Annotated in this window: 19 protein-coding genes; 5 read left to right on the top strand and 14 right to left on the bottom strand. The window is 69.7% G+C overall.

The features are described 5' to 3' along the window. Nucleotides 1-3: 3 nt before the first annotated feature. The 7 genes from ACOZ35_RS11110 to ACOZ35_RS11080 are packed head-to-tail and all read right to left on the bottom strand — an operon-like array spanning nucleotide 4 to nucleotide 7,321. The gene (locus ACOZ35_RS11110) at nucleotides 4-852 is read right to left on the bottom strand and encodes an SDR family NAD(P)-dependent oxidoreductase (RefSeq protein ID WP_424013652.1); all 849 of its coding nucleotides are present in this window, start codon (nucleotides 850-852) and stop codon (nucleotides 4-6) included. Then, entirely contained in the window at nucleotides 849-2,498 is a 1,650-nt protein-coding gene (locus tag ACOZ35_RS11105; protein ID WP_424013651.1) for a long-chain fatty acid--CoA ligase, read from the bottom strand. The genes ACOZ35_RS11110 and ACOZ35_RS11105 overlap by 4 nt, the downstream gene beginning before the upstream one ends. Continuing rightward, nucleotides 2,491-3,204 carry an ABC transporter ATP-binding protein gene (locus tag ACOZ35_RS11100; RefSeq protein ID WP_424013650.1) on the bottom strand — a complete coding sequence of 238 codons (714 nt, stop codon included), beginning with the start codon at nucleotides 3,202-3,204 and terminating at the stop codon, nucleotides 2,491-2,493. Before ACOZ35_RS11100 ends, ACOZ35_RS11105 begins: the two co-directional genes overlap by 8 nt. Next, entirely contained in the window at nucleotides 3,201-3,974 is a 774-nt protein-coding gene (locus ACOZ35_RS11095; RefSeq protein WP_424013649.1) for an ABC transporter ATP-binding protein, read from the bottom strand. Before ACOZ35_RS11095 ends, ACOZ35_RS11100 begins: the two co-directional genes overlap by 4 nt. Continuing rightward, nucleotides 3,971-5,086 carry a branched-chain amino acid ABC transporter permease gene (locus tag ACOZ35_RS11090; RefSeq protein ID WP_424013648.1) on the bottom strand — a complete coding sequence of 372 codons (1,116 nt, stop codon included), beginning with the start codon at nucleotides 5,084-5,086 and terminating at the stop codon, nucleotides 3,971-3,973. The genes ACOZ35_RS11095 and ACOZ35_RS11090 overlap by 4 nt, the downstream gene beginning before the upstream one ends. Then, complete coding sequence (locus ACOZ35_RS11085) at nucleotides 5,083-5,976, bottom strand: branched-chain amino acid ABC transporter permease (RefSeq protein ID WP_424013647.1); 894 nt, start codon at nucleotides 5,974-5,976, stop codon at nucleotides 5,083-5,085. The genes ACOZ35_RS11090 and ACOZ35_RS11085 overlap by 4 nt, the downstream gene beginning before the upstream one ends. Nucleotides 5,977-5,992: 16 nt before the next feature. Continuing rightward, the gene (locus ACOZ35_RS11080) at nucleotides 5,993-7,321 is read right to left on the bottom strand and encodes an ABC transporter substrate-binding protein (RefSeq protein WP_424013646.1); all 1,329 of its coding nucleotides are present in this window, start codon (nucleotides 7,319-7,321) and stop codon (nucleotides 5,993-5,995) included. Nucleotides 7,322-7,523: 202 nt separating this feature from the next. On the opposite strand from ACOZ35_RS11080, the gene ACOZ35_RS11075 reads away from it, so the two are divergent. From ACOZ35_RS11075 to ACOZ35_RS11065, 3 genes are all read left to right on the top strand, one after another. Beyond that, a complete protein-coding gene (locus tag ACOZ35_RS11075; RefSeq protein WP_424013645.1) occupies nucleotides 7,524-8,885 on the top strand; it encodes an NAD-dependent succinate-semialdehyde dehydrogenase in 1,362 nt (453 codons plus the stop codon). Nucleotides 8,886-9,163: 278 nt separating this feature from the next. Further along, the gene (locus ACOZ35_RS11070; RefSeq protein ID WP_424013644.1) at nucleotides 9,164-9,775 is read left to right on the top strand and encodes a peptide-methionine (S)-S-oxide reductase MsrA; all 612 of its coding nucleotides are present in this window, start codon (nucleotides 9,164-9,166) and stop codon (nucleotides 9,773-9,775) included. A 105-nt stretch (nucleotides 9,776-9,880) separates the two neighbouring features. Further along, nucleotides 9,881-10,327: an FKBP-type peptidyl-prolyl cis-trans isomerase gene (locus tag ACOZ35_RS11065; protein WP_424016061.1), complete on the top strand. Its 447-nt coding sequence runs from the start codon at nucleotides 9,881-9,883 to the stop codon at nucleotides 10,325-10,327. Between the two features lie 34 nt (nucleotides 10,328-10,361). Here ACOZ35_RS11065 and ACOZ35_RS11060 read toward each other — a convergent pair whose 3' ends face one another. Continuing rightward, nucleotides 10,362-10,739, bottom strand: a complete 378-nt coding sequence (locus ACOZ35_RS11060; RefSeq protein WP_424013643.1) for a YccF domain-containing protein — start codon at nucleotides 10,737-10,739, stop codon at nucleotides 10,362-10,364. 268 nt (nucleotides 10,740-11,007) lie between these two features. Here ACOZ35_RS11060 and ACOZ35_RS11055 point away from each other — a divergent pair, with 268 nt between their 5' ends. After that, a complete protein-coding gene (locus ACOZ35_RS11055; RefSeq protein ID WP_424013642.1) occupies nucleotides 11,008-12,012 on the top strand; it encodes a Gfo/Idh/MocA family protein in 1,005 nt (334 codons plus the stop codon). 130 nt (nucleotides 12,013-12,142) lie between these two features. Here ACOZ35_RS11055 and kdgK1 read toward each other — a convergent pair whose 3' ends face one another. The 3 genes from kdgK1 to dgoD all read right to left on the bottom strand — a co-directional run bounded on the left by kdgK1 (nucleotide 12,143) and on the right by dgoD (nucleotide 15,336). Next, complete coding sequence (gene kdgK1, locus ACOZ35_RS11050) at nucleotides 12,143-13,099, bottom strand: bifunctional 2-dehydro-3-deoxygluconokinase/2-dehydro-3-deoxygalactonokinase (RefSeq protein WP_424013641.1); 957 nt, start codon at nucleotides 13,097-13,099, stop codon at nucleotides 12,143-12,145. 190 nt (nucleotides 13,100-13,289) lie between these two features. Next, nucleotides 13,290-14,144: an SDR family NAD(P)-dependent oxidoreductase gene (locus ACOZ35_RS11045; RefSeq protein ID WP_424013640.1), complete on the bottom strand. Its 855-nt coding sequence runs from the start codon at nucleotides 14,142-14,144 to the stop codon at nucleotides 13,290-13,292. A 40-nt stretch (nucleotides 14,145-14,184) separates the two neighbouring features. Further along, entirely contained in the window at nucleotides 14,185-15,336 is a 1,152-nt protein-coding gene (dgoD, locus tag ACOZ35_RS11040) for a galactonate dehydratase (RefSeq protein ID WP_424013639.1), read from the bottom strand. Between the two features lie 221 nt (nucleotides 15,337-15,557). Here dgoD and ACOZ35_RS11035 point away from each other — a divergent pair, with 221 nt between their 5' ends. Next, complete coding sequence (locus ACOZ35_RS11035) at nucleotides 15,558-16,196, top strand: bifunctional 4-hydroxy-2-oxoglutarate aldolase/2-dehydro-3-deoxy-phosphogluconate aldolase (RefSeq protein WP_424013638.1); 639 nt, start codon at nucleotides 15,558-15,560, stop codon at nucleotides 16,194-16,196. 56 nt (nucleotides 16,197-16,252) lie between these two features. On the opposite strand, the gene ACOZ35_RS11030 is transcribed toward ACOZ35_RS11035, so the two are convergent. The 3 genes from ACOZ35_RS11030 to ACOZ35_RS11020 all read right to left on the bottom strand — a co-directional run bounded on the left by ACOZ35_RS11030 (nucleotide 16,253) and on the right by ACOZ35_RS11020 (nucleotide 19,855). Further along, nucleotides 16,253-16,408 (bottom strand): hypothetical protein, encoded by a 156-nt coding sequence (locus tag ACOZ35_RS11030; protein WP_424013637.1) that lies wholly within the window; start codon nucleotides 16,406-16,408, stop codon nucleotides 16,253-16,255. A gap of 121 nt (nucleotides 16,409-16,529) precedes the next feature. Next, on the bottom strand, nucleotides 16,530-18,296 hold the full coding sequence (pheT, locus tag ACOZ35_RS11025) for a phenylalanine--tRNA ligase subunit beta (protein ID WP_424013636.1): 1,767 nt from the start codon (nucleotides 18,294-18,296) through the stop codon (nucleotides 16,530-16,532). Next, nucleotides 18,296-19,855: a phenylalanine--tRNA ligase subunit alpha gene (locus ACOZ35_RS11020; RefSeq protein ID WP_424013635.1), complete on the bottom strand. Its 1,560-nt coding sequence runs from the start codon at nucleotides 19,853-19,855 to the stop codon at nucleotides 18,296-18,298. Before ACOZ35_RS11020 ends, pheT begins: the two co-directional genes overlap by 1 nt. Nucleotides 19,856-19,892: the final 37 nt, after the last annotated feature.

Raw genomic sequence — 19,892 nt, 5'->3', positions numbered from 1 at the left:
GGCTCACCGCGCCGTCCAGCCGCCGTCCGCGGCGAGCGTCTCGCCGGTGACAAAGCTCGCCGCGTCGCTCGCGAGGAAGACGACCGGGCCCGCGATCTCCGTCGGCTCGGCGAAGCGGTCGAGCGGCGTCCGGTCTAAGATCGACTGCCGGAGCCGCTCGTTCTCCTGGAGCGTCTCCGTGAGGTCGGTCGCGACGTAGCCGGGGGCGACCGCGTTCACCCGCACGTCGGGCGCCCAGTCCATCGCCGCGCTCTTCGTCAGCCCGACGAGCCCGTGCTTCGACGCGACGTACGGGTGCTGTTTCGGGAGGCCGACCTCCCCCGCCACGCTGGCGACGTTGACGACGCTCCCCTCGGCCTCGCGCAGGTGCGGGCCGGCGGCCCGGAGCGTCCGGAACGCGCCCCGAAGGTTCACGTCGAGGACGCCGTCGACCGCGTCCGACTCGACCTCGGTCGGGTCGCCGAGCGCGTCCCCCGGGTTGAACCCGGCGTTGTTGACGAGGACGTCGAGCGACCCGAACGCCTCGACGGTCTCTTCGACCAGCGCCTCGACGTCGTCGTCGTCGGTCACGTCGGCGGTGATCCCGCGCGCCTCGACGCCCAACTCGCGGGCCTCCTCGGCGACGGCCTCGACCTCCGCGGCCGTCCGCGCCGAGGGGACGACCGTCGCCCCCGCGGCGGCCAGCCCGAGCGTGATGGCGCGCCCGATCCCGCGCCCGCCGCCGGTGACGACGGCGACCTTCCCCGAGAGGTCCGGAAGCGCGTCTGCGGGCGTCGCTTCGCCACCGATCGGTGCCGTCCCGCCGTCGGTCGGCGCCGCGTCCTCGGTCGGCGTCGCGTCGTCGCCGCTCATTCGCCACCCCCGTTGCCCGGCGCGTACGGGAGCTCAGGCTCCTCGACGGTCTCCCGGAGCGTCTTCTTGTCGAACTTCCCAGTTGCGGTCTTCGGGATCTCCTCGCGGAACCGGACGTCGTCCGGGAGCCACCAGCGCGGGAACTCCTCTTCGAGGAACGCCCGGATACCCTCCACGTCGAGCTCGCGGCCCGCCTTCGGCACGACGAACGCCAGCGGCCGCTCCTGCCAACGCTCGTGGGGCGCCGCGATCACGACGGCCTCGGCGACGTCGTCGTGCGCCATCAGGGCGTTCTCCAGCTCGATGCTGGAGATCCACTCGCCGCCGGACTTGATCACGTCCTTGGCGCGGTCGACGACCTCGACGTACCCGTCCTCGTCGACGGTGACGATGTCGCCGGTGCGGAGCCACCGAGCGCCGCCGTCCTCGGCCGCGACGAAGTCCGACTCGTTGGCCTCCGGGCGGTTGTAGTACTCCCCGACGACCGTGGGCCCTCGGACGAGCAGCTCGCCGAACGCCTCGCCGTCCCAGGCGATCGGCTCGCCGTCGTCCCCGACGACCCGCATCTCCAGCCCGGGCGAGAGCAGCCCCTGTTTCGCCCGCTTGTCGAGCTTCGCCTCGCGGTCGCCGTCGGCGGTCCTCGAGGTCGGCCGCGAGACCGAGCCGATGCTCATCGTCTCGGTCATCCCCCACGCGTGTTCGATCGTCACGTCGTGTTCGTCCTCGTACCGGCGCATCACTTCCCGGGGCGCGGCGCTGCCGCCGACGACGATGCGCTCCAGCGACGAGAGGTCGCCGCCGTGCTCGTCCAAGTGATCGAGCACGTCGATCCACACCGTCGGGACGCCCGCGGTGAGCGTCACGCCCTCCTCTTCGATCAGCTCGACGAGGTCGGCGGGGTCCGGGGAGGGTCCCGGGTACACCTGCTTCGCGCCCGCCATCGTCACGGCGTACGGGAACTCCCAGGAGTTCACGTGGAACATGGGGACGACCGGCATCACCACGTCCTCCTCGGCGATGTCGAGCGCGGCGGGCGTCATCACCATCATCGCGTGGGCGTACAGCATCTTGTGGGTGTACTCGACGCCCTTCGGCTTCCCCGTCGTCCCGGAGGTGTAACACATCCCAGCCGGGTCGTCCTCGGAGAGCGACGGCCACGATTCCATCGGGTCGGCGTCCGCGATCAGCTCCTCGAACGACGACAGCGGCAGGTCCGCCTCCGTCTCCGGGACCGCGTCGTCCATGACGACGACCTCGCGGACGCCGTCGATCCGGTCCCACAGCCGGTCGAGGACCGCCACGGCGTCGCGGTCGACGATCAGCACGTCGTCCGCGGCGTCGTTGATGATGTACTCGACGTTGTCGTCCTGCAAGAGCAGGTTCACCGTGTGGAGCTGCGCGCCGGAGAGGGGCACCGCGTAGTACGCCTCGAGGTGGCGGTGGGTGTTCCACCCGAGCGTCCCGACGCGGTCGCCGGGCTCGACGCCGAGGTCGGCGAGCGCGGCCGCGAGCCGGCGGACGCGATCGCCGAAGTCGGCGTAGGTGTAGCGGTCGACGCCGTCGTGCGTGCGCGAGACGACCTCCGTCTCCGGGAAGAGCCGCGTCGCCCGCCAGAAGAACGGGCGGAGGGTGAGCTCCTCAGGCATCGGCGGTCCCCACGGAGAGGTACGTCTCGAGGAGGTCCTCGCGGTCCCGGATCTCCTCAACGGTGCCGTCGAAGACGATCTCGCCGGTGTCCATGATGTACCCCCGCTCGGCGAGGTCGAACGCGAACTCGACGTTCTGTTCGGTCAACAGGACGGTGACGTTCTGGTCGACGACCGTCTGGACGATCTCCTTGAGGTCGTCGACGATCACCGGCGCGAGCCCTTCGGTCGGCTCGTCTAACAGCAGCACGTCGGGGGCCTGAACGAGCGCGCGGGCGACCGACACCATCTGCTGTTCGCCGCCGCTGAGGTTCCGCCCGTTGCTGCCGCGGAGGTCGTCGAGCGCCGGGAACAGCTCGTACATTTCCTCGACCGGTCGCGGGTCGCTCGCCAGGTTGTGCGCCAGCCGGAGGTTCTCCTGGACGGTCAGGGTGGGGAACACCCGGCGGTCCTCCGGGACGAGCGAGATCCCGAGCCCGTTGATCTCGTCGGACGACAGCCCTGCGATCTCCTCGCCGCGGTACGTGATCGACCCCGAGCGCGGCGGCGACGCGCCGACGATCGAGCGCATCGTCGTCGTCTTCCCCGCGCCGTTGCGCCCGAGCAGCGACACCACCTCGCCCTCGTCGATCTCCAGTGAGACCCCGTGAAGCACGTGGCTGTTCCCGTAGTACGTGTCGATGTCGTCGACCGTGAGTATCGTCATACGCTATCACTCCCCAGGTACGCCTCGGTCACCCGTTCGTCCGTCAACACGTCCTCCGGCGTCCCGTCCGCGAGGATCGACCCCTCGGCGAGCACGACGATCCGGTCGGAGATGTCGGTGACGACGTCCATGTTGTGTTCGGTCACGACGAACGTGGCGTCGAGGTCCGCGTCGAGCTCGCGGATCAGCGAGACGATCTCCGTGACCTCCGTCGGGTTCATCCCTGCGGTGGGCTCGTCCATCAGGAACACGTTCGGCTCGATGGCGAGCGCCAAGGCGATCTCGACGGTCCGTTTCTCCCCGTGGCTCAGCGTGTCGCAGGGCGTGTCCGCGATGTCGGTGAGCCCGGTGAGCTCCAACAGCTCCTCGACGTCGGCCTCGACCGACTCGTCGCCGGTCGCCCGCGAGCGGAAGTCGAGCCGGGTCCCCTCGTGGCTGATCCGGGCGACCCGCACGTTCTCGCGCACGGTGAGCCCCTCGAAGATATTCGTGATCTGGTACGACCGTGAGAGCCCCGCCTGCGCCACCTCGTGCGGCTCCGCGTCGGTGACGTCGGCGAGCTCGTCTCCCTCCCCGCTCCGGAGCCATATCGACCCCGACGTGGGTTCGAGTACGCCCGTCAGCAGGTTGTAGAACGTCGTCTTCCCGGCCCCGTTCGGGCCGATGATGCTAGTGATACTGTCGTCGTCGATCTCGATGGAGACGTCGTCGACGGCGGTCAGTTGGCCGAACTGTTTGCGGAGGTCTTCGGTCTTGAGGACGGTCGTCACGAGTTATCACCTCTGTCAGCGCGCGCGTTGTCGTCGCCCGATTCGGCTCCGTCGCCGTCTCCGTCTCCGAACACTCGGTCCCGGAGCAGCAAGAGGCCGCCGACGGCGCCCTGCTTGAAGAACAGCACGACGGCGATGAGCAGCGCGCCGAAGAACAGCTCCCAGTACGCCTCGAGCGCCGGGAAGCGGCTGATCGCCCACCGGATGTACAGGAAGATGAACGCGCCGACGACCGGGCCGTAGAAGTAGGTCGCGCCGCCGATCACGGTCGCGATGACGGCGATCGCGCTCGTCGACCAGTGCGTGAGTCCCGGAGACGCGACGCTCGCGAGTCCGGCGCGCAACACGCCGGCGATCCCGACGACCGCCGCCGAGACGATGAACGTCATCCACCGGTGGTGACTGACGTCGATCCCGAGCGCGGCCGCGCGGTCGGGGCTCTCGCGGATCGCCTTACAGACGGCCCCGAACGGGGAGTTGACGACGCGCCACACCCCGTACGTCGCCGTCACCACGGTGAGCGCCGAGATGACGTAGTAGATCCGTCGACCGCCGATTCGGATGCTGAAACCGCCGAGATCGACGGTTCCAAGCAGGACGATCACCCCGTCGGTCCCGTTCGTCAGCCCTGCCGGGTCCTGGATGATAAGCGAGTAGCCCAACATCCCGAACGCGAGGGTGATCAGCGCGAAGTAGATCTCCTCCAACCGGACGCTGAGCCACCCGACGGGCACGGCCACGGCGACGACGAGCGCGAGGCCGACGACGCCGCCGATGACGAACGTGACGAGCGGCGAGATCCCGGCGCCGACGACGTCGGCGATCACCGGGCCGAGGTCCCGCAACACGATCGCGATCCCGTACGCGCCGCCCGCGTAGAACAGGCCGTGACCGAACGAGAGCAGGCCCGTGTAGCCGTACAGCAGGTTGAAGCCGAGCGCGAACAGCGCGACGACGAGGAAGTCGGTGAACAGGTACACCTGGAACGGCGGCGCGAAGGCGATAAGCACCAGCGCGACGGCGCCGAGGAGGCCGAACCGCTCGCGGGTCCACCCCTCGGCGACCGCCGAGCCGAACTGGCTCACCCGGCCGCCGGTGTCGGTCGCGCTCATTCGCCGATCCCCCCGAACAGGCCCTCGGGACGGATCAGCAACACGATCACCATCGCGAGGAACGGGATCGCGATGCTGCCGGCGCTGATGAACTGCGGGCCGAGGCTCTGCATCATGCCGATGAGCATCGCGCCGACGAAGGCGCCGCTCATGGAGCCGAGTCCGCCGATGACCACGACGATGAACGCGTCGATGATCACCTGATCGCCGAGCGCCGGACTGGTCGACTGGAGCGGCGCCGAGAGCGCGCCGCCGAGCCCGGCCAACACGCTACCGAGGAAGAAGACCCCGGTGTAGAGCCGCGGCACGTCGACGCCGAGCATGGCCGCCATCTCGCGGTCCGAGGAGGTCCCCCGGACCAGCGAGCCGAAGTACGTCCGCGTGATGAACAGCCACAGCGCGACGAGCACCCCAACGGCCAGCCCGATGACGACCAGCCGGTACGCGTTGAACGTGCTCCCGCCGAGTGCGACGGAGAAGTTGAACACGTCCGGCGGGTCGATCGAGTACGACCCCGACCCCCAGATGAACCGGACCGCCTCGTGGATCACGAGCACGAACCCGAACGTGACGATGAGCTGGTCAAGGTCCGAGTCGACTCGGTCGTACAGCCGGCGGATCGCCGAGAACTCGATCGCGGCGCCGACGACGCCGACGGCGAGCGCCCCGACCACGACGGCGATCCAGAAGTTGTCGATGACGTTCGAGACGACGGCGAGCGTGACGTACGCCCCGAGCATGTAGAACCCGCCGTGCGCGAAGTTGAGCACGCCGAGCACGCCGAAGATGAGACTCAGTCCGACGGCGATCAGGAAGAGCCGACTGCCGAGGCTCAGCCCGATGACGACGTCGGAGATACCGATCAGTGGAACGAGTGATGTGAAACTCATGAAGACGGCGACGGGCTTAGATACCCGTCGGGAGGTCAGAGTCGCCGAGCGCCTCCGACAGCACGTCGGGACCCGCCTCGTATCGGTTCACGGGGTCGAGCACGTTGCTCTCCCACTCGTCGTCGTACGTGACGGTCCCCCAGATGGACGCGACCGTCGCCTGGTTCGTCTCGCTGAACTGGTAGTCGCCGACCGGGCCCGAGTGCTCCATGCCGGTGAACTCGTCGACGAGCGCGTCGGGCTCCGTGCTCCCGGCCGACTCGATCGCCTCCTTGTACAGGTAGAGCGCTCGATACGCGCCCTCTGCGTTGTACGTCGGGAGCGACTCGTACTCCTCGTAGTACGCCTCGCGGAACGAGTTGTTCGTCTCGGTGTCGGGGACGAACGGGTCGTACCGAGTGGAGGCGTACTCACCCTCCGGGAGCGGACTGCCGTCGCTCGGGAGGTCCGTCCCCATCCCGACGCTGAACAGCGTGTGGTCGATCTGGTCGAACCACCCCGCGCTCTCGGCCTGTCCGATGAACGTCGTGAGGTCGGCTCCCCACAGCGGGGTGAGTACCGCGTCGGGGTCGGCGTCGAGGATGGAGCTGATAAAGGGCGTGTAGTCGCTCGTCGCCAGCGCCGGGAACTGCTCGGCCGTGAACTCGGCCTCGACACCGAGCCCGTCGCAGTACGCCTGGAAGTAGTCCCAGGTCTCGTACCCGAACGCGTAGTCCGGGCCGATGGTGGCCCACTCGGTGGCGTCGAGCTCTTGGGCGATGCGCGCGGCCCCGTAGATGTCCTGTGCGAGGCTGTTGGAGTCGCGGAACACGTACTCGTTCCCGACGGAGTCCTCGTGTTCGCCCTGCGGCGAGGTGACGAACGGGGTCGCCGCGTGCGTGATCATGAGCGGCATCTGGAGCTGCGATATCTGCGGCGCGACGGCCTGCGCGACGCCGCTGGAGTCGAGCCCGAACAGCCCGTCGACGTTGTCCTCCTGAACGAGGCTGCGGATCTGCTGGATCGCCGTGTCGCCGCTCGCCTCGGTGTCGCGGACGAGCACCTCGACGTCCCGTCCGTCGATACCGCCGTTGTCGTTGATCTCCGACACCGCGAAGTCGATCCCGCGTTCGGCCTCCTCGCCGTACAGCGACGCGAACCCGGAGAGGATGTTCGCGGCACCGAGCGTCACGGGACCGCCGTCGCCGCCGCCCCCGCCCGAACAGCCGGCGAGCGCGACCGCCGTCCCCGCGCCGGCGGCCTGTAGGAACCGTCGCCGGCGGACTGGTGACTGGCTTACCGAACTCGTCTCCGTATCGTTGTTCCGGTTATGCTTGTTTCCGGAACGCCCACCTTCGGTTTCCATTGTTAACAATCGTCCGTGAGTGTCGCTCACTACATAAATGTGTAGGTCCGTGACACACGCGCATCTGTTTTTCCCGCATCACGTCCCCGACAGCCGCCTCAAAACGGATCTGAACCGCTCGCAACATTCGCGGACTCCGTCGCTCGCGGAGCCACCGGCGTGACCAATGTTAATATGCCTGTGTACCGTTCTCGTGTCTCACATGGACGTCGTGAATCCGGCGACTGGGGCGCGTATCGAGACGTACGACGAACACGACGCGGCCGACGTCGAGGCGGCGGTAGCCCGGTCGGTGCGGGCGTTCGAGGACTGGAAGACCCGCCCGATCCGGGACCGCGAGCGGCTCCTCGCGGACGCGGCAGACGTGCTCAGAGCGAACAAGCGGGAGTACGCCGAGACGATGACGGCGGAGATGGGGAAACCGATCTCGCAGGCGGTCGGCGAGATCGAGAAGTGCGCGTGGGTCTGTGACCACTACGCGGAGCACGCGAGCGCGTATCTCGAGGCGGACCACCACCCGAGTCCGCCGGGCTCGACGGTCAGGACCGACCACGAGCCGCTCGGGCCGGTCTTGGCGGTGATGCCGTGGAACTTCCCGTTCTGGCAGGTGTTCCGCTTCGCCGCGCCGTACCTCACCGCCGGGAACGTCGGGATCCTCAAGCACGCGTCGAACGTGCCCGGCTGCGCGCTCGCCATCGAGGAGGTGTTCCGCGAGGCCGGCTACCCCGAGGACGTCTTCCAGTCGCTTTTGATCCCGTCGGACCGCGTCGACGACCTCCTCACGGACGACCGGGTCCGGGCCGCGACGCTCACCGGAAGCGGCCCGGCCGGGCGCGCGGTCGCGGCGAGCGCCGGCGATCAGCTCAAGAAGACCGTCCTCGAACTCGGCGGGAGCGACCCGTTCGTCGTCCTCGACGACGCCGACGTCTCCTCCGCGGCCGAGACGGGCGCGTGGGCGCGGAACCTGAACGGCGGGCAGTCGTGTATCGCCGCGAAGCGCTTCGTCGTCCACACCGACGCCTACGACGAGTTCCTCGACGCGCTGGTCGACGAGGTCGACGCGCTCGTCGTCGGCGATCCGACCGATGAGGCGACAGATGTCGGGCCGCAGGCGCGAGCGGACCTCATGGAGACGCTCCACGAGCAGGTCGCCGCGAGCGTCGACGCGGGCGCGACGCTCGTGACCGGCGGCGAGCCGCTCGACCGCGAGGGGGCGTTCTACCCGCCGACCGTCCTGACCGACGTCCCCGAGGGGTGCCCCGTCGACACCGAGGAGACGTTCGGACCGGTGGCAACGGTGTACGAGGTCGACGACGAGGCGGCGGCGATCGCCAAGGCGAACGACACGGAGTTCGGGCTCGGCGCGAGCGTCTGGACCGAGGACCGCGACCGCGGGGAGCGCGTCGCGAGCCGCATCGACGCGGGCTGCGTGTACGTGAACCAGCTGGTGAAGTCCGACCCGCGAGTTCCGTTCGGCGGCGTTGGGGACTCCGGCTACGGACGGGAACTCTCCGAGGCGGGGATCAAGGAGTTCGTCAACCGCAAGACCGTGTGGGTCGAGTAACGGGAACCAACTTGAATCGTCGCCGTCGACGAAACGGGGACACTCCCGACGAGGAGACCGCTCACCGCCCCTCGACCGCTCCGGTGCTCGCGGCCGATGCGCCGCGAGCATCTCCGAAACCGACGAGAGCCGAACTCAACGGCCCAAAGACGCTACTCCGCTCCGCCTAGCAGCGACACACGGCAACACGCAACATATACGTCTGCGAGCCCGACTGCGAGTGGATGCGGCCCGATCCGCGAACCGCCCTGCGACGACTCTACAGGCAGCTAGCACCCATGGACCTCACAGCAACACACATCCGAGAGTACGATCGCCGTGCGATAGACAGCAACGAGACCGAGACGGCGACGTTCGGACTCGGGTGCTTCTGGGGCCCGGACGCCCGGTTCGGCGCCGTCGACGGCGTGGTCCGCACTCGCGTGGGCTACGCCGGCGGGACCTCGCGCGACCCGACCTACCACTCGTTGGGGGATCACACCGAGGTGGTCCAAGTCGACTTCGACCCCGACGCCCTCACGTACCGGGACCTGCTGACACGGGTCTTCGAATCCCACAACCCCAACCGCCAGACCGGAGACACGCAGTACCAAAACGTCGTCCTCACGGCGACGGCGGCCCAGCAGGCGACCCTCGACGAGTTCCTCTCGTCACGAGGGCTCACCGCCGACGGGATCGGCACGCGGATCGAGCAGCTCTCGCGGTTCTATCCGGGCGAAGACTATCACCAGAAGTACAAGCTGCGGTCCGCCTCCTCGCTTATGGACGCGTTCGACGCGGCGGGATACGGCGACGAGGCGTTGCGGGAGTCACCCATCGCCGCCAAGCTGAACGGTTACGCCGCCGGACACGACGTCGCGGTGGTCGAGGAGCTCCCGGCGTCCGGCTGACGCCGTCGGCCGTCGGTTCTCACGGCGCGGCCGATGTCCGCAGATGACACAGGCTTTCCGTGTGGCACTCCTCGTGTCCGTATGTCGATAACTACTGGCGACTCCGTGACGCTTGAGTACACCGGCCGACTCGACGACGGCACCGTCTTCGACACCTCCAAGCAGTCGGTCGCCGAAGAGGCGGGCCTCGCCGAGGCCCAGCCCGACCGCGAGTACACGCCGCTAACGGTCGACGTGGGTGCCGGACAGGTCATCGAGGGAATGGAGGAGGGGCTCGTCGGGTTGGAAGCCGGCGAGACGGACACGCTGACGATTCCGCCGGAGGAGGCCTACGGGCAGCCCAGCGACGAGCACGTCGAGGAGTTCGAGACCGACGAACTCCGGGAGCTGCTCGGCGGCCAACTGCCCGAGGAGGGCGCGTACCTCGAGGCCCAAGACGGCAGCCAGGGCGAAGTCGTCCACGTCGACGAGGAGGTCGTTCGGGCGGACTTCAACCCGCCGCTCGCCGGGGAGACGCTGACGTTCGACGTCGAAATTCTCGAAGTCAACTGAGTTCGAACTGTCCCCCCCCGCGTGCCCGACGGACCTACCCGTGGAACCGGTACAGCGACGTGACGTACGGGAGCCGGTTGAGCATCCAGACCGCGACCGGTAGCCCCACGACGGTCATCGCGAGCGCCGACGCGACGTTCGCCCACAGCAGGCTCAGCCACCACCCGACGAGGACGAAGTAGACCGCACGGACGACGAACGACCGCTGGCCCCGGGCCGTGTCGGGATCCGAGAGCGACCGCGGCTCCGCGAGCGTGAGCACCGTCGGCACGAGGTTGATCAGCTTGATACCGACGGGAAGGAGGACGACCGTGACGTTGAGCAGCCACGCGACGTTGACGACGATCGGCGTCGCCCACCAGCCGACGAAGACGAACCACAGCGCGCGAACGAGCAGGGACCGTTGTGCCATTGCTCTCGATAGACGCTCAACGGATAAACCCGTGTCGTCGGTCGCCACTGCCGCGAACCGCAAACACCGCCGATGCCGACATTTGCGGGTACGCGCGCTCCGGGTGAATTCCCCAGCGACGTGTCCGGTGCTCCCCGGGGAGGCCGATCGCCCCCGGCCGTTTCACGGCGCTTGCCGACGCGTCAAGGGACGACGGCGATCGTCGTCCCCGCCACCGTCGAGCCCATCGACCCAAACCGACTTGCCCGGGGGACGCGTCGCTCCGCCCATGCCCGCCTCATGGTCCGGATCGACGAGCCTCGAATTCGGCGTCCTCGGCACCGCGGGGATCGCCCGCAAAGCGGTGATTCCGGCGATCGCCGCCAGCGACCACGCGGTCGGCGCGGTGGCGTCCCGCGACGCCGACCGCGCGGAGCGGTTCGCGGCCGAGAACGCGATCCCCCGAAGCTACGGCTCCTACGAGGCGCTCCTCGAGGACGACGCGCTCGACGCGGTGTACGTCCCGCTCCCGAACGGGGCCCACGCCGAGTGGACGAAACGCGCCGCGGACGCCGGCCTGGACGTCCTCTGCGAGAAGCCGCTGGCCGCCGACGCCGACGAGGCGCGTTCGGTGGTCGACCACTGTAACGAGCGGGGCGTCACGCTGATGGAGGCGTTCATGTACCGGTACCACCCGCGCACCGAGCGCGTCGTCGCGCTCGCGGCGAACGAACTCGACGACGTCCGCACGGTGACGGCCACCTTCCGCTTCCCGCTGTACGACCGCCCGAACGACGTCCGGCTCGACCCCGACCTCGCGGGCGGGTCGCTGATGGACGTCGGCTGTTACCCCGTCTCGCTCGCCCGGACGATACTCGGAGAGCCCGACCGCGCCTACGCCCACGCCGGCGACACCCGAGACGCCGGGGTCGACACGGAGCTCGCGGGCGTGTTAGCGTACGGCGACGGCCGCTCGGCGCGGGTCGCGTCCGGCTTCGACACCCAGTTGGTCCAGCGCTACCGCATCGACGCGACCGACGGCTGGGTCGAGGTCGAGCGCGCGTTCGACGCCCCGACCGACGAGCCCGTCGAACTGGAGTACGAGATCGACGGGCGGCACGGCGTCGAGACGTTCCCAGCGGTCGACCAGTACCGGCTTCAGGTCGAGCACTTTGCCGACCGCGTCGCCGACGGGACCGCCCCGCTCATCGACGGGCAGGAGGCGATAGCGAACATGGAGGTCATCGACGCGCTCGCCGAGAGCGCCGCCGACGGTGGCCCCGTCGACCTCTGAGCGCGGGCGAACGCGACCGTCGGATAACAGTTTTCGGACTCCAGTCGGTACGTTCCTAGCGCCGCCGCCCGGTCTACCGGTCGATCCCGCCCTTACCGGTCGATCCCGTCCTCACCGATCGATCCCGTCCTCACCGATCGATCCCGCCCTCGCCGTCGATGACGTCGCGGACCTCCGCCCGCGTCGTCACCGCGAGGTCGCCGTCGGTGGTGCGTTTCAGCGCCGCCGTCGCCGAGCCCCACCGGAGCGCCGCGGGGAGGTCACCGCCGCGTAGCCGCTCCGCGACGAAGCCGGCGACGAACGCGTCGCCGGTGCCGATCGCGTCGAACGTCTCCGCCTCGTACACGTCCTGCTCGTACACCGAGCCGTCGTGGAGCGCGACCGCCCCCTCCAGGCCGCGGGTGACGACGACCGTGTCGAAGCCGAACTCCGTGGCGAGCCCGTGCGCGATCTCGACGGCGCCGCCCTCGCGGCCGAGCACCTCGCGGGCGTCCCGCCGCGGGACGAACAGGGTGTCGACGTGCTCGAACAGATCCTCGTAGGCCGCCCGCGCCGTCTCCGGGTCCCACAGCTTCGCCCGGTAGTTCAGATCGAACGAACGCGTGGTCCCCGCCTCGCCGGCGGTCCGCAACAGCGCGGTCGTCGTCTCCGCGGTCGTCTCCGAGAGGGCTGGCGTGATCCCCGTCGTGTGGAACCACTCCGCCTCCGCGACGGCGTCGGTCGGCAGCTCCTCGGGCTCGACGGTCGTGATCGCCGCGTCGGCGCGGTCGTAGATCACGTTCGTCCCCCGGGGCTCGCCGCCGTGTTCGAGGTAGTAGGTCCCCACCCGGCTCTCGTCCGCGTCCGCCCACGCGACGCCCGGGCGGACGCCGTGGCTCCGCAGCTCGGTCACGATCCGCCGGCCGAGCGGCGAGTCTGGCAGCTTCGAGAGCCAGCGGGCGTCGGCGCCGAGCCGCGCGGCCCCGACGGCGACGTTGCTCTCCGCGCCGCCGGCTTGGACGGTCAGGTCGCGCGTCGTCTCCAGCCGCTCGCCGCGCGGCGGCGACAGCCGGAGCATCGTCTCGCCGAACGTGACGAGGTCAGTCATCGGGGCCACCCCGCGCCGGAGGTCTCGAACGGGTTCATACCCGGTGCTACGCTCGGCCGATTATAAAGAACGAGTGGAATACCCGCGCCTTCAGGCGGCGGCGGATGAGGGGGTGATCGCCGTCGACCGGCGCGGGCGGTGGCGACGCGCTCCCCGCTTACGCCGCGCCTCTCAGCGCCGCGGCGTCCGCCTACTCCGCGCCTTCTCGCGCCCGGTAGTCCGGGAGCGTGTCGTCTTGCATCACCGCGCCGCGGCCGCCGTCGACGAGCAGCGCGGCGCCCGTGACGAACGCGGCGTCCTCGCTCGCGAGGAAGGAGACAGCGCCGGCGACGTCGGCCGGCGTGCCGATCCGCCCGGTCGGGTGGATCGACTCGACCTCCTCGAACCGCCCCTCCGGCAGCTCCTCGCGGGTCCGCTCGATTTCAATCCAGCCGGGGACAACCGTATTCACCCGGACCCGAGGGCCGAAGTCGACCGCGAGCGACCGCGTCATGCCGTTGATCCCCGCTTTGACGGCGTTATACGGGAAGTGCGCCGGCATCGTCGCGTACGCGTGGTTCGACGAGACGTTGACGATCGCCCCGCGGTCCATGTGTTCGAGGGCGGCCCGCGCGGCCAGCCAGTACGCGCGGAAGTCCGTCTCGACGACGAAGGCCCAGTCGTCGAGCGTCGCCTCGTCGGCGGCCGTCTCCGTCTGGACGCCGGCGTTGTTGACGAGCACGTCGACCGAGCCGTAGCGCTCCGCGGCGGCCTCCGCCAGCGCGGCCACGTCGTCCGGGTCGCGCATGTCGGCGCGGACGAACGTCGCGTCGCCGGTCGCGGAGCCGTCGGCTGCCCCCGCTCCGCTCCGCTCCGTGATCCGGTCGGCGACGGCCTCCCCCGCCTCCACGGAGCGCCCGCTGACCACGACGTTCGCCCCCTCGGCGGCGAGCCGCTCCGCGATCCCGGCGCCGATCCCCCGCGTCGACCCGGTGACGATGACGGTCTCGCCCGCGAACCGCCCGGGGACCGCGCCCTCGGTCGGCGACTCGCGTCGGCGGGTCATCGGTCGCCCCCCGGTCGCCGTGGTTCGGTCGCCATCGGGATCACCACTCCGCGACGGAGCCGTCGTCGTGGCGCCAGACGGGGTTGTGCCAGTCGACGTCTTTCTCGGCCTGTTCGCGGACGTGTTCCTCGTCTATCTCGATTCCCAGCCCGTCGCCGCCGGGGATATCGACGAAGCCGTCGCGGTACTCGAACACGGACGGGTCGGCGAGGTAGTCCAGCACGTCGCTCGTCTCGTTGTAGTGGATGTCGAGCGACTGCTCCTGAATCAGCGCGTTCGGCGTGCACGCGTCGACCTGGAGGCACGACGCGAGCGCGATCGGCCCGAGCGGACAGTGCGGCGCGACCGACACGTCGTACGCCTCGGCCATCGACGCGATCTTCTTCAGCTCGGTGATCCCGCCGGCGTGCGAGACGTCCGGCTGGATCAGGTCGACGGCGTCAGTCTCGAACACCTCCTTGAACTCCCACCGCGAGTACATCCGCTCGCCGGTCGCGATCGGAATCGTCGTCGACTCGCGGATCGACGAGAGCGCGTCGTTGTGTTCGGGCAACACCGGTTCCTCGATGAACATCGGGTCGTACGGCTCCAGCGCCGCCGCGAGCCGACGCACCATCGGCTTCGACACGCGGCCGTGGAAGTCGACGCCGATGTCGACCTCGTCGCCGACAGCCTCCCGGACGGCCGCGATCCGGTCGGCCGAGTCGGACACCGCCGACGGGTTGTCGATCGGCCGCAGCTCCGCGGTGGCGTTCATCTTCAGCGCCGAGAAGCCGGCGTCGACCTTCTCGCTCGCGGCCTCCCCGACGTCTGCCGGCCGGTCTCCCCCGATCCACTGGTAGACGCGGATCCGGGCGCGCGCGCGGCCGCCGAGCAGCTCGTGGACGGGCGCGCCGAACTGCTTCCCCTTGAGGTCCCACAGCGCCTGGTCGATGCCGGCGATGGCGCTCATCAGCACGGGGCCGCCGCGGTAGAAGCCGCCGCGGTACATCGCCTGCCAGTGGTCCTCGATCCGCGTCGGGTCCTCGCCGAGCAGGTAGTTGTCGAGCAGCTCCTCGACGGCTGCGACGACCGTATGCGAGCGCCCCTCCACGATCGGCTCTCCCCAGCCGACCCTCCCGTCGCTCGTCGTCAGCTTCAGGAACAGCCAGCGGGGCGGCACTTCGAACAGCTCGTAGTCGGTGATGTGCATGGTGAGTTGGGGTAACTCCGAACCGGTCCGGCGGCCGCAAGACTCGCGTGCCGTCCGTCGCGGCGGGTCGCACGTTCCGTCACCCCCCGGCGGCCGACGCGGACCGGTCCGTCGCCACGGTCGTACTTGCCCGTCCGTCTCTTAAATAGGAGGTGTGTGCGGCCGCGCCGCGGGCGTCCCCACACGGCCGATTTAATACCCCCGGCAGGCAGGTACCAGCCATGCGAACCGACCGACTCGACCGGATAACCGAGGGCGGCGTGATCGCGATCCTCCGCGGCGTCGAGCGTGACGACGCGGTTGCGGTCGCGGACGCCGTCGTCGACGCCGGCGTGACGGCGCTAGAGGTGACGGCGGACACGCCGAACGCGATGTCCTCCATCGAGGCGATAGCCGAGCGCACCGACGACGCGCTGGTCGGCGCCGGGACCGTTCTCGACGCGGAGACCGCGCGCGCGGCGCAGCTCGCCGGCGCGGAGTTCCTCGTGACGCCGACCGTGAACCACGGCGTGATCCGGACGGCGAACCGCTACGGGACCCCGGTCGCCGTCGGCGCGTACACGCCGACCGAGGCGATCGAGGCCTACGAGGCCGGCGCCGACGCGGTGAAGGTGTTCCCCGCGAAGACCGGCGGCCCGGACCACGTCGCGGCGATCGGCGGCCCGCTCCCGCAGGTCCCGCTCGTGCCGACCGGCGGCGTCGGCGCGGACAACGCGGACGAGTACGTTCGGGCGGGCGCGGTCGCGGTCGGCGTCGGCAGTTCGATCGTCGACGACGAGGCGATCGCCGACGGCGACTTCGACGCGATCCGGGAAAACGCGCGCGCGGTCGTCGAGGCCGTCGCTGCGGCTCGGGAGTGACCGCTCCGCGTTCCGCCCCGACGGCCTCGGCGGCGACGCCGCCGCGCGCGACGCCTCTACCGCGCGGGCGACCGATTCTCGTCGACGGCGTCGGGCGACGGGGACCGAACCGCGTCCCACCCGCTGATACAGGCCTCACACAGGTAGTACGCGAAACCGTCGACGTCCCGGTGCGCGAGCGTGGCGTCGACACCGCATCTCTCGCAGTTCATGCCCGCCGAGTACGCCAAGACGGTTATATGTCTTCTGCTCGCGGTCGGATTCGTGATGATTCGTTACGGAACCGCCGAAACGGAAGTTCCCTTGGGGCGGCGTCCCGCCCGCCTCGGCGGGTCAGCGTAACGCGTCGAGGTCGAACTCGAAGGCGGCGACCGGCACCTCCAGGTCGTGTTCGACGAGCACCGCCGGGTGGAGCTCGCCGATCACGCCGACGCGCTCGCCGTCGATCTCGACGTCGGCGGCGCGTCCCTCGATGAACGAGGGGTGTTCGGTCCGCGGGGTCGACAGCTCGGCGCCGAAGTCGTCGCACAGCGCCTGGAGGCGCCCCTTCGCGGCCTCGTAGGAGGCGTCTCGCCGGGCGACCGCGCCGGCGACGTGGCGGGACTCGGCGACGTTCGCCTCCTCGGCGTCGTCGCGCTCGGCGACGAAGCCGACCTCGGCGACGTCCTGCGGGTAGGCGTTGTGCGTGTTCCGCTCCAACAGCATGACGAGCGACGGGAGCGCCCAGGTTCGGAGCTGGGTGTACTCCTCGCTGTACGGCTCCGTGATCTCGACGGGGTCGCCGCCGCCGAAGACGCCGTCCTCGTCGGCCGCAACCGCGGCGCCGCCGGTGCCCGCCTCGACGTTCATCCGGTCGTAGTTCTCCGTCCCGCTCGTCATGTGGAAGTTCAGCAGGTCCTCGAAGCCGAGGCCGACGAGGCTCGTCCGGACCGCGTCCTCCAGCCGCGAGCGCTCGTGGCGGCCGCCGACGGTGCCCACGTCGGGGTAACGGGGCTCTAAGTTGTCGAATCCGTACGCGCGCCCCACGTCGTCGACGAGGTCGAGCGGGTGGAGCACGTCGACGCGGTACGGCGGAATCGACACCTCGTAGGTCACGTCCTCGTCGAGGGTGTAGTCGGCGTCGAGCCCGGCGCGCTCGAAGCAGTCGACGACCTCCTCGGGCTCGAAGTCGACGCCGAGCAGCGTCTCGATCCGGTCGTGTGAGACGGTCTTCTCGTCGACGTCGAGGTTCGGGCGGACGAGTTCGCGGCCGTACTCGCTCGGGTGTGTCGCGCCGTCGGCGTAGTTCACCTTGACCTCCTCGATCGTCGCACCGCGGGCCGACAGCGCGTAACAGATAATCGTGCACATCCGGTCGATCGTCCACTGGTCGGTGCCGGTGAGCTCGACGAACAGCTCGCGGGAGCCGGTCGTCACCTCGGTGCGCTTCCCGTTGATCACCGGCGGGAACGAGAAGAGACCAAGCTCGTCGTAGATCGCCGGGTAGCGGTCCAAGTCCTCGACGAGGTCGGCGTAGGTCGTCCCCGTGTCGTGTTCCGCCAAGACCTCGTTCGGGGTCAGCTCGTCGTTCGCGTCCAGCGGGACGAACGTGTCGCCGTCGGGGTCGACGCCGCGGTAGGTGATCGACGGCTCCGCGCCCTCCTGGAGGGGCGCGCCCTTCACCATCGCGAGGTCGTGGATGCCGATGGCACCCTTCGCACGGCCCCGGCCCATCGTCGCGTGGAGCTTCTCTTGGAGCTGGATCAGCGACTCCAGCCCCGCCTCGTCGAGGTCGAGGCCGCGAACCACGGCGCCGGTGACGTACGGCCGCTCGTCGGGCACCGACTCGTCCACTTCGATGGTCCACTCGGGGTCGTTCGTGTTCGGCACGTAGACGCCGCGAGCGTCGCCGTAGTGGTAGCGCAGCGAGCGCGCGACCCCCTCGACGGAGAGCCGGTCGAGGCGGTCGGGCGCGAACTCGAACTGGAACATGCCGTCGTCGGTCTCGCCCTCGAACTCCAAGCCGAGCCCGAACAGGTCGTCTTTCAGCTCCGCGTCATCCTTCTCCTCGTGGCCGGTGAGCTCGCGCAGCTCGTCGGGGTCGACGTCGACGACGGGCATCAGTAGCTCACCTCCGCGTTCCGCAGGAAGTCGATGTCGGCTAAGGTCCCGTGGAGGTCGCGGATGTCCTCCGCGCCGGTGGTGAGCATCGCGAGCCGCTCTAAGGCGAGCCCCCACGCCATCACGTCGCAATCGACGCCGAGCGGGCCGGTGACCTCCTCGCGGAAGACGCCGGAGTTACCGATCTCGATCTCCTCGCCCGTCTCGGGGTGCTCGCCGAACAGCTCGAAGGAGGGCTCCGTGTAGGGGTTGTAGTGCGGCTTAAAACGGATGTCCGTAATTCCAAACTGCCGGTAGAACTCCTCGAAGGTGCCCATCAGGTCGCGCACCGAGAGGTCCTCGGCCATCACCCACCCCTCGATCTGGAAGAACTCGAGGAGGTGCGTCGGGTCGAGCGTGTCGTTGCGGTACACCTTCTCGACCGAGAAGTAGCGCTGGGGCGGCTCCAGCTCGGCGCCAGCGACCCCGGAGAGGTAGCGCATCGACAGCGACGTGGTGTGGCCGCGTAAGGCGACCTCGCGGGCGAAATCCTGCGACCATGGCGAGTGGTAGCCGTCGCCGTCGATCCCCCAGCCGTCGCGATGGGCCGCCTCGACGCGGGCCATCAGCTCGTCGGGGATCCCCTCCATCGGGTCCACGTCGAGCGCGAACCGGTCCCAGTGGGTCCGCGCCGGGTGGTCTTGGGGCATGAACAGGCAGTCGTTGATCCAGAAGTCGGCGTCGGCGTGGGGGCCCTCCATCTCCTGGAACCCCATGCCGACCAACACGTCCTTCACGCGGTCGGCGGTCCGGCGGAGGACGTGCTTCCGGCCGCCGCGGGCCGTCTCCGCGTCGGCCTCAACGTTGTACTCGGCGAACTCCGCGTCGCGCCACTCGCCGCTGGCGAGGAGTTCGGGCGTGAGCGCGCCGACCGTCTCGGTCGCTTCCACGCCGGTCATCAGCGCGTCGACGCCGTCGTCGGTGAGCCGGACCGTCCGCGTGACCGACTCGCCGACCGCCACCAGCCCGCGCGAGTCCAGCTGGTCGATCACCGCCTCGTCGACGCCGAGGGCGTCCGCGTCGAGACCCTCCCCGTCGGGGGCGTCGGTGTCGAGACCCTCACCGCCGGCGTCAGCGAGCGCGGCGAGCGCCGTCGCCTCGGGGTCGGCGTCCGGGTCGGCGTCCGGGTCGACCGAGAGCTCGCCGCCGTCGACGCTCCCGAAGCCCTTCCGCGCGAAGTTCGCGAGGGCGATGTCGACCTCGGGGCCCTCTAGCCCCGACTTGCCGATGACCTCGCCCATCGAGGCCGGCTCGGCGTCGGCGCCCGCGTCGAGCCCGGCACGGTAAAGCCGCGTCTCGGGGAGCCCCGCATCGACGTAGGTCCGTCCCTCGTCGGTGAGTGCGAGCGTCTCGTCGGTCACCGACCCGACCTCGACGAGGCCCTCGTCGGCTAGGTCGAACGCCGAGCCGGCGACCGTCTCCGGCTTCAGGTCGGTCTCCGCGGCTATCTCCGCCACCGTTCGTTCGTCCGTCGCGCTCGCGGCCTCGAGGACCGCGAGCTGTCGTTCCGGGAGTCGCATTCGAGTTGTCTCTACACGCGTGCGGCTGGTTGGTAAC

This window comes from Halorubrum xinjiangense, from assembly GCF_049604745.1.
Lineage (GTDB): Archaea > Halobacteriota > Halobacteria > Halobacteriales > Haloferacaceae > Halorubrum > Halorubrum xinjiangense_A.
Note: the sequence above shows the minus strand (reverse complement) of the source record. Positions and strands in the feature narration are given on the sequence as shown.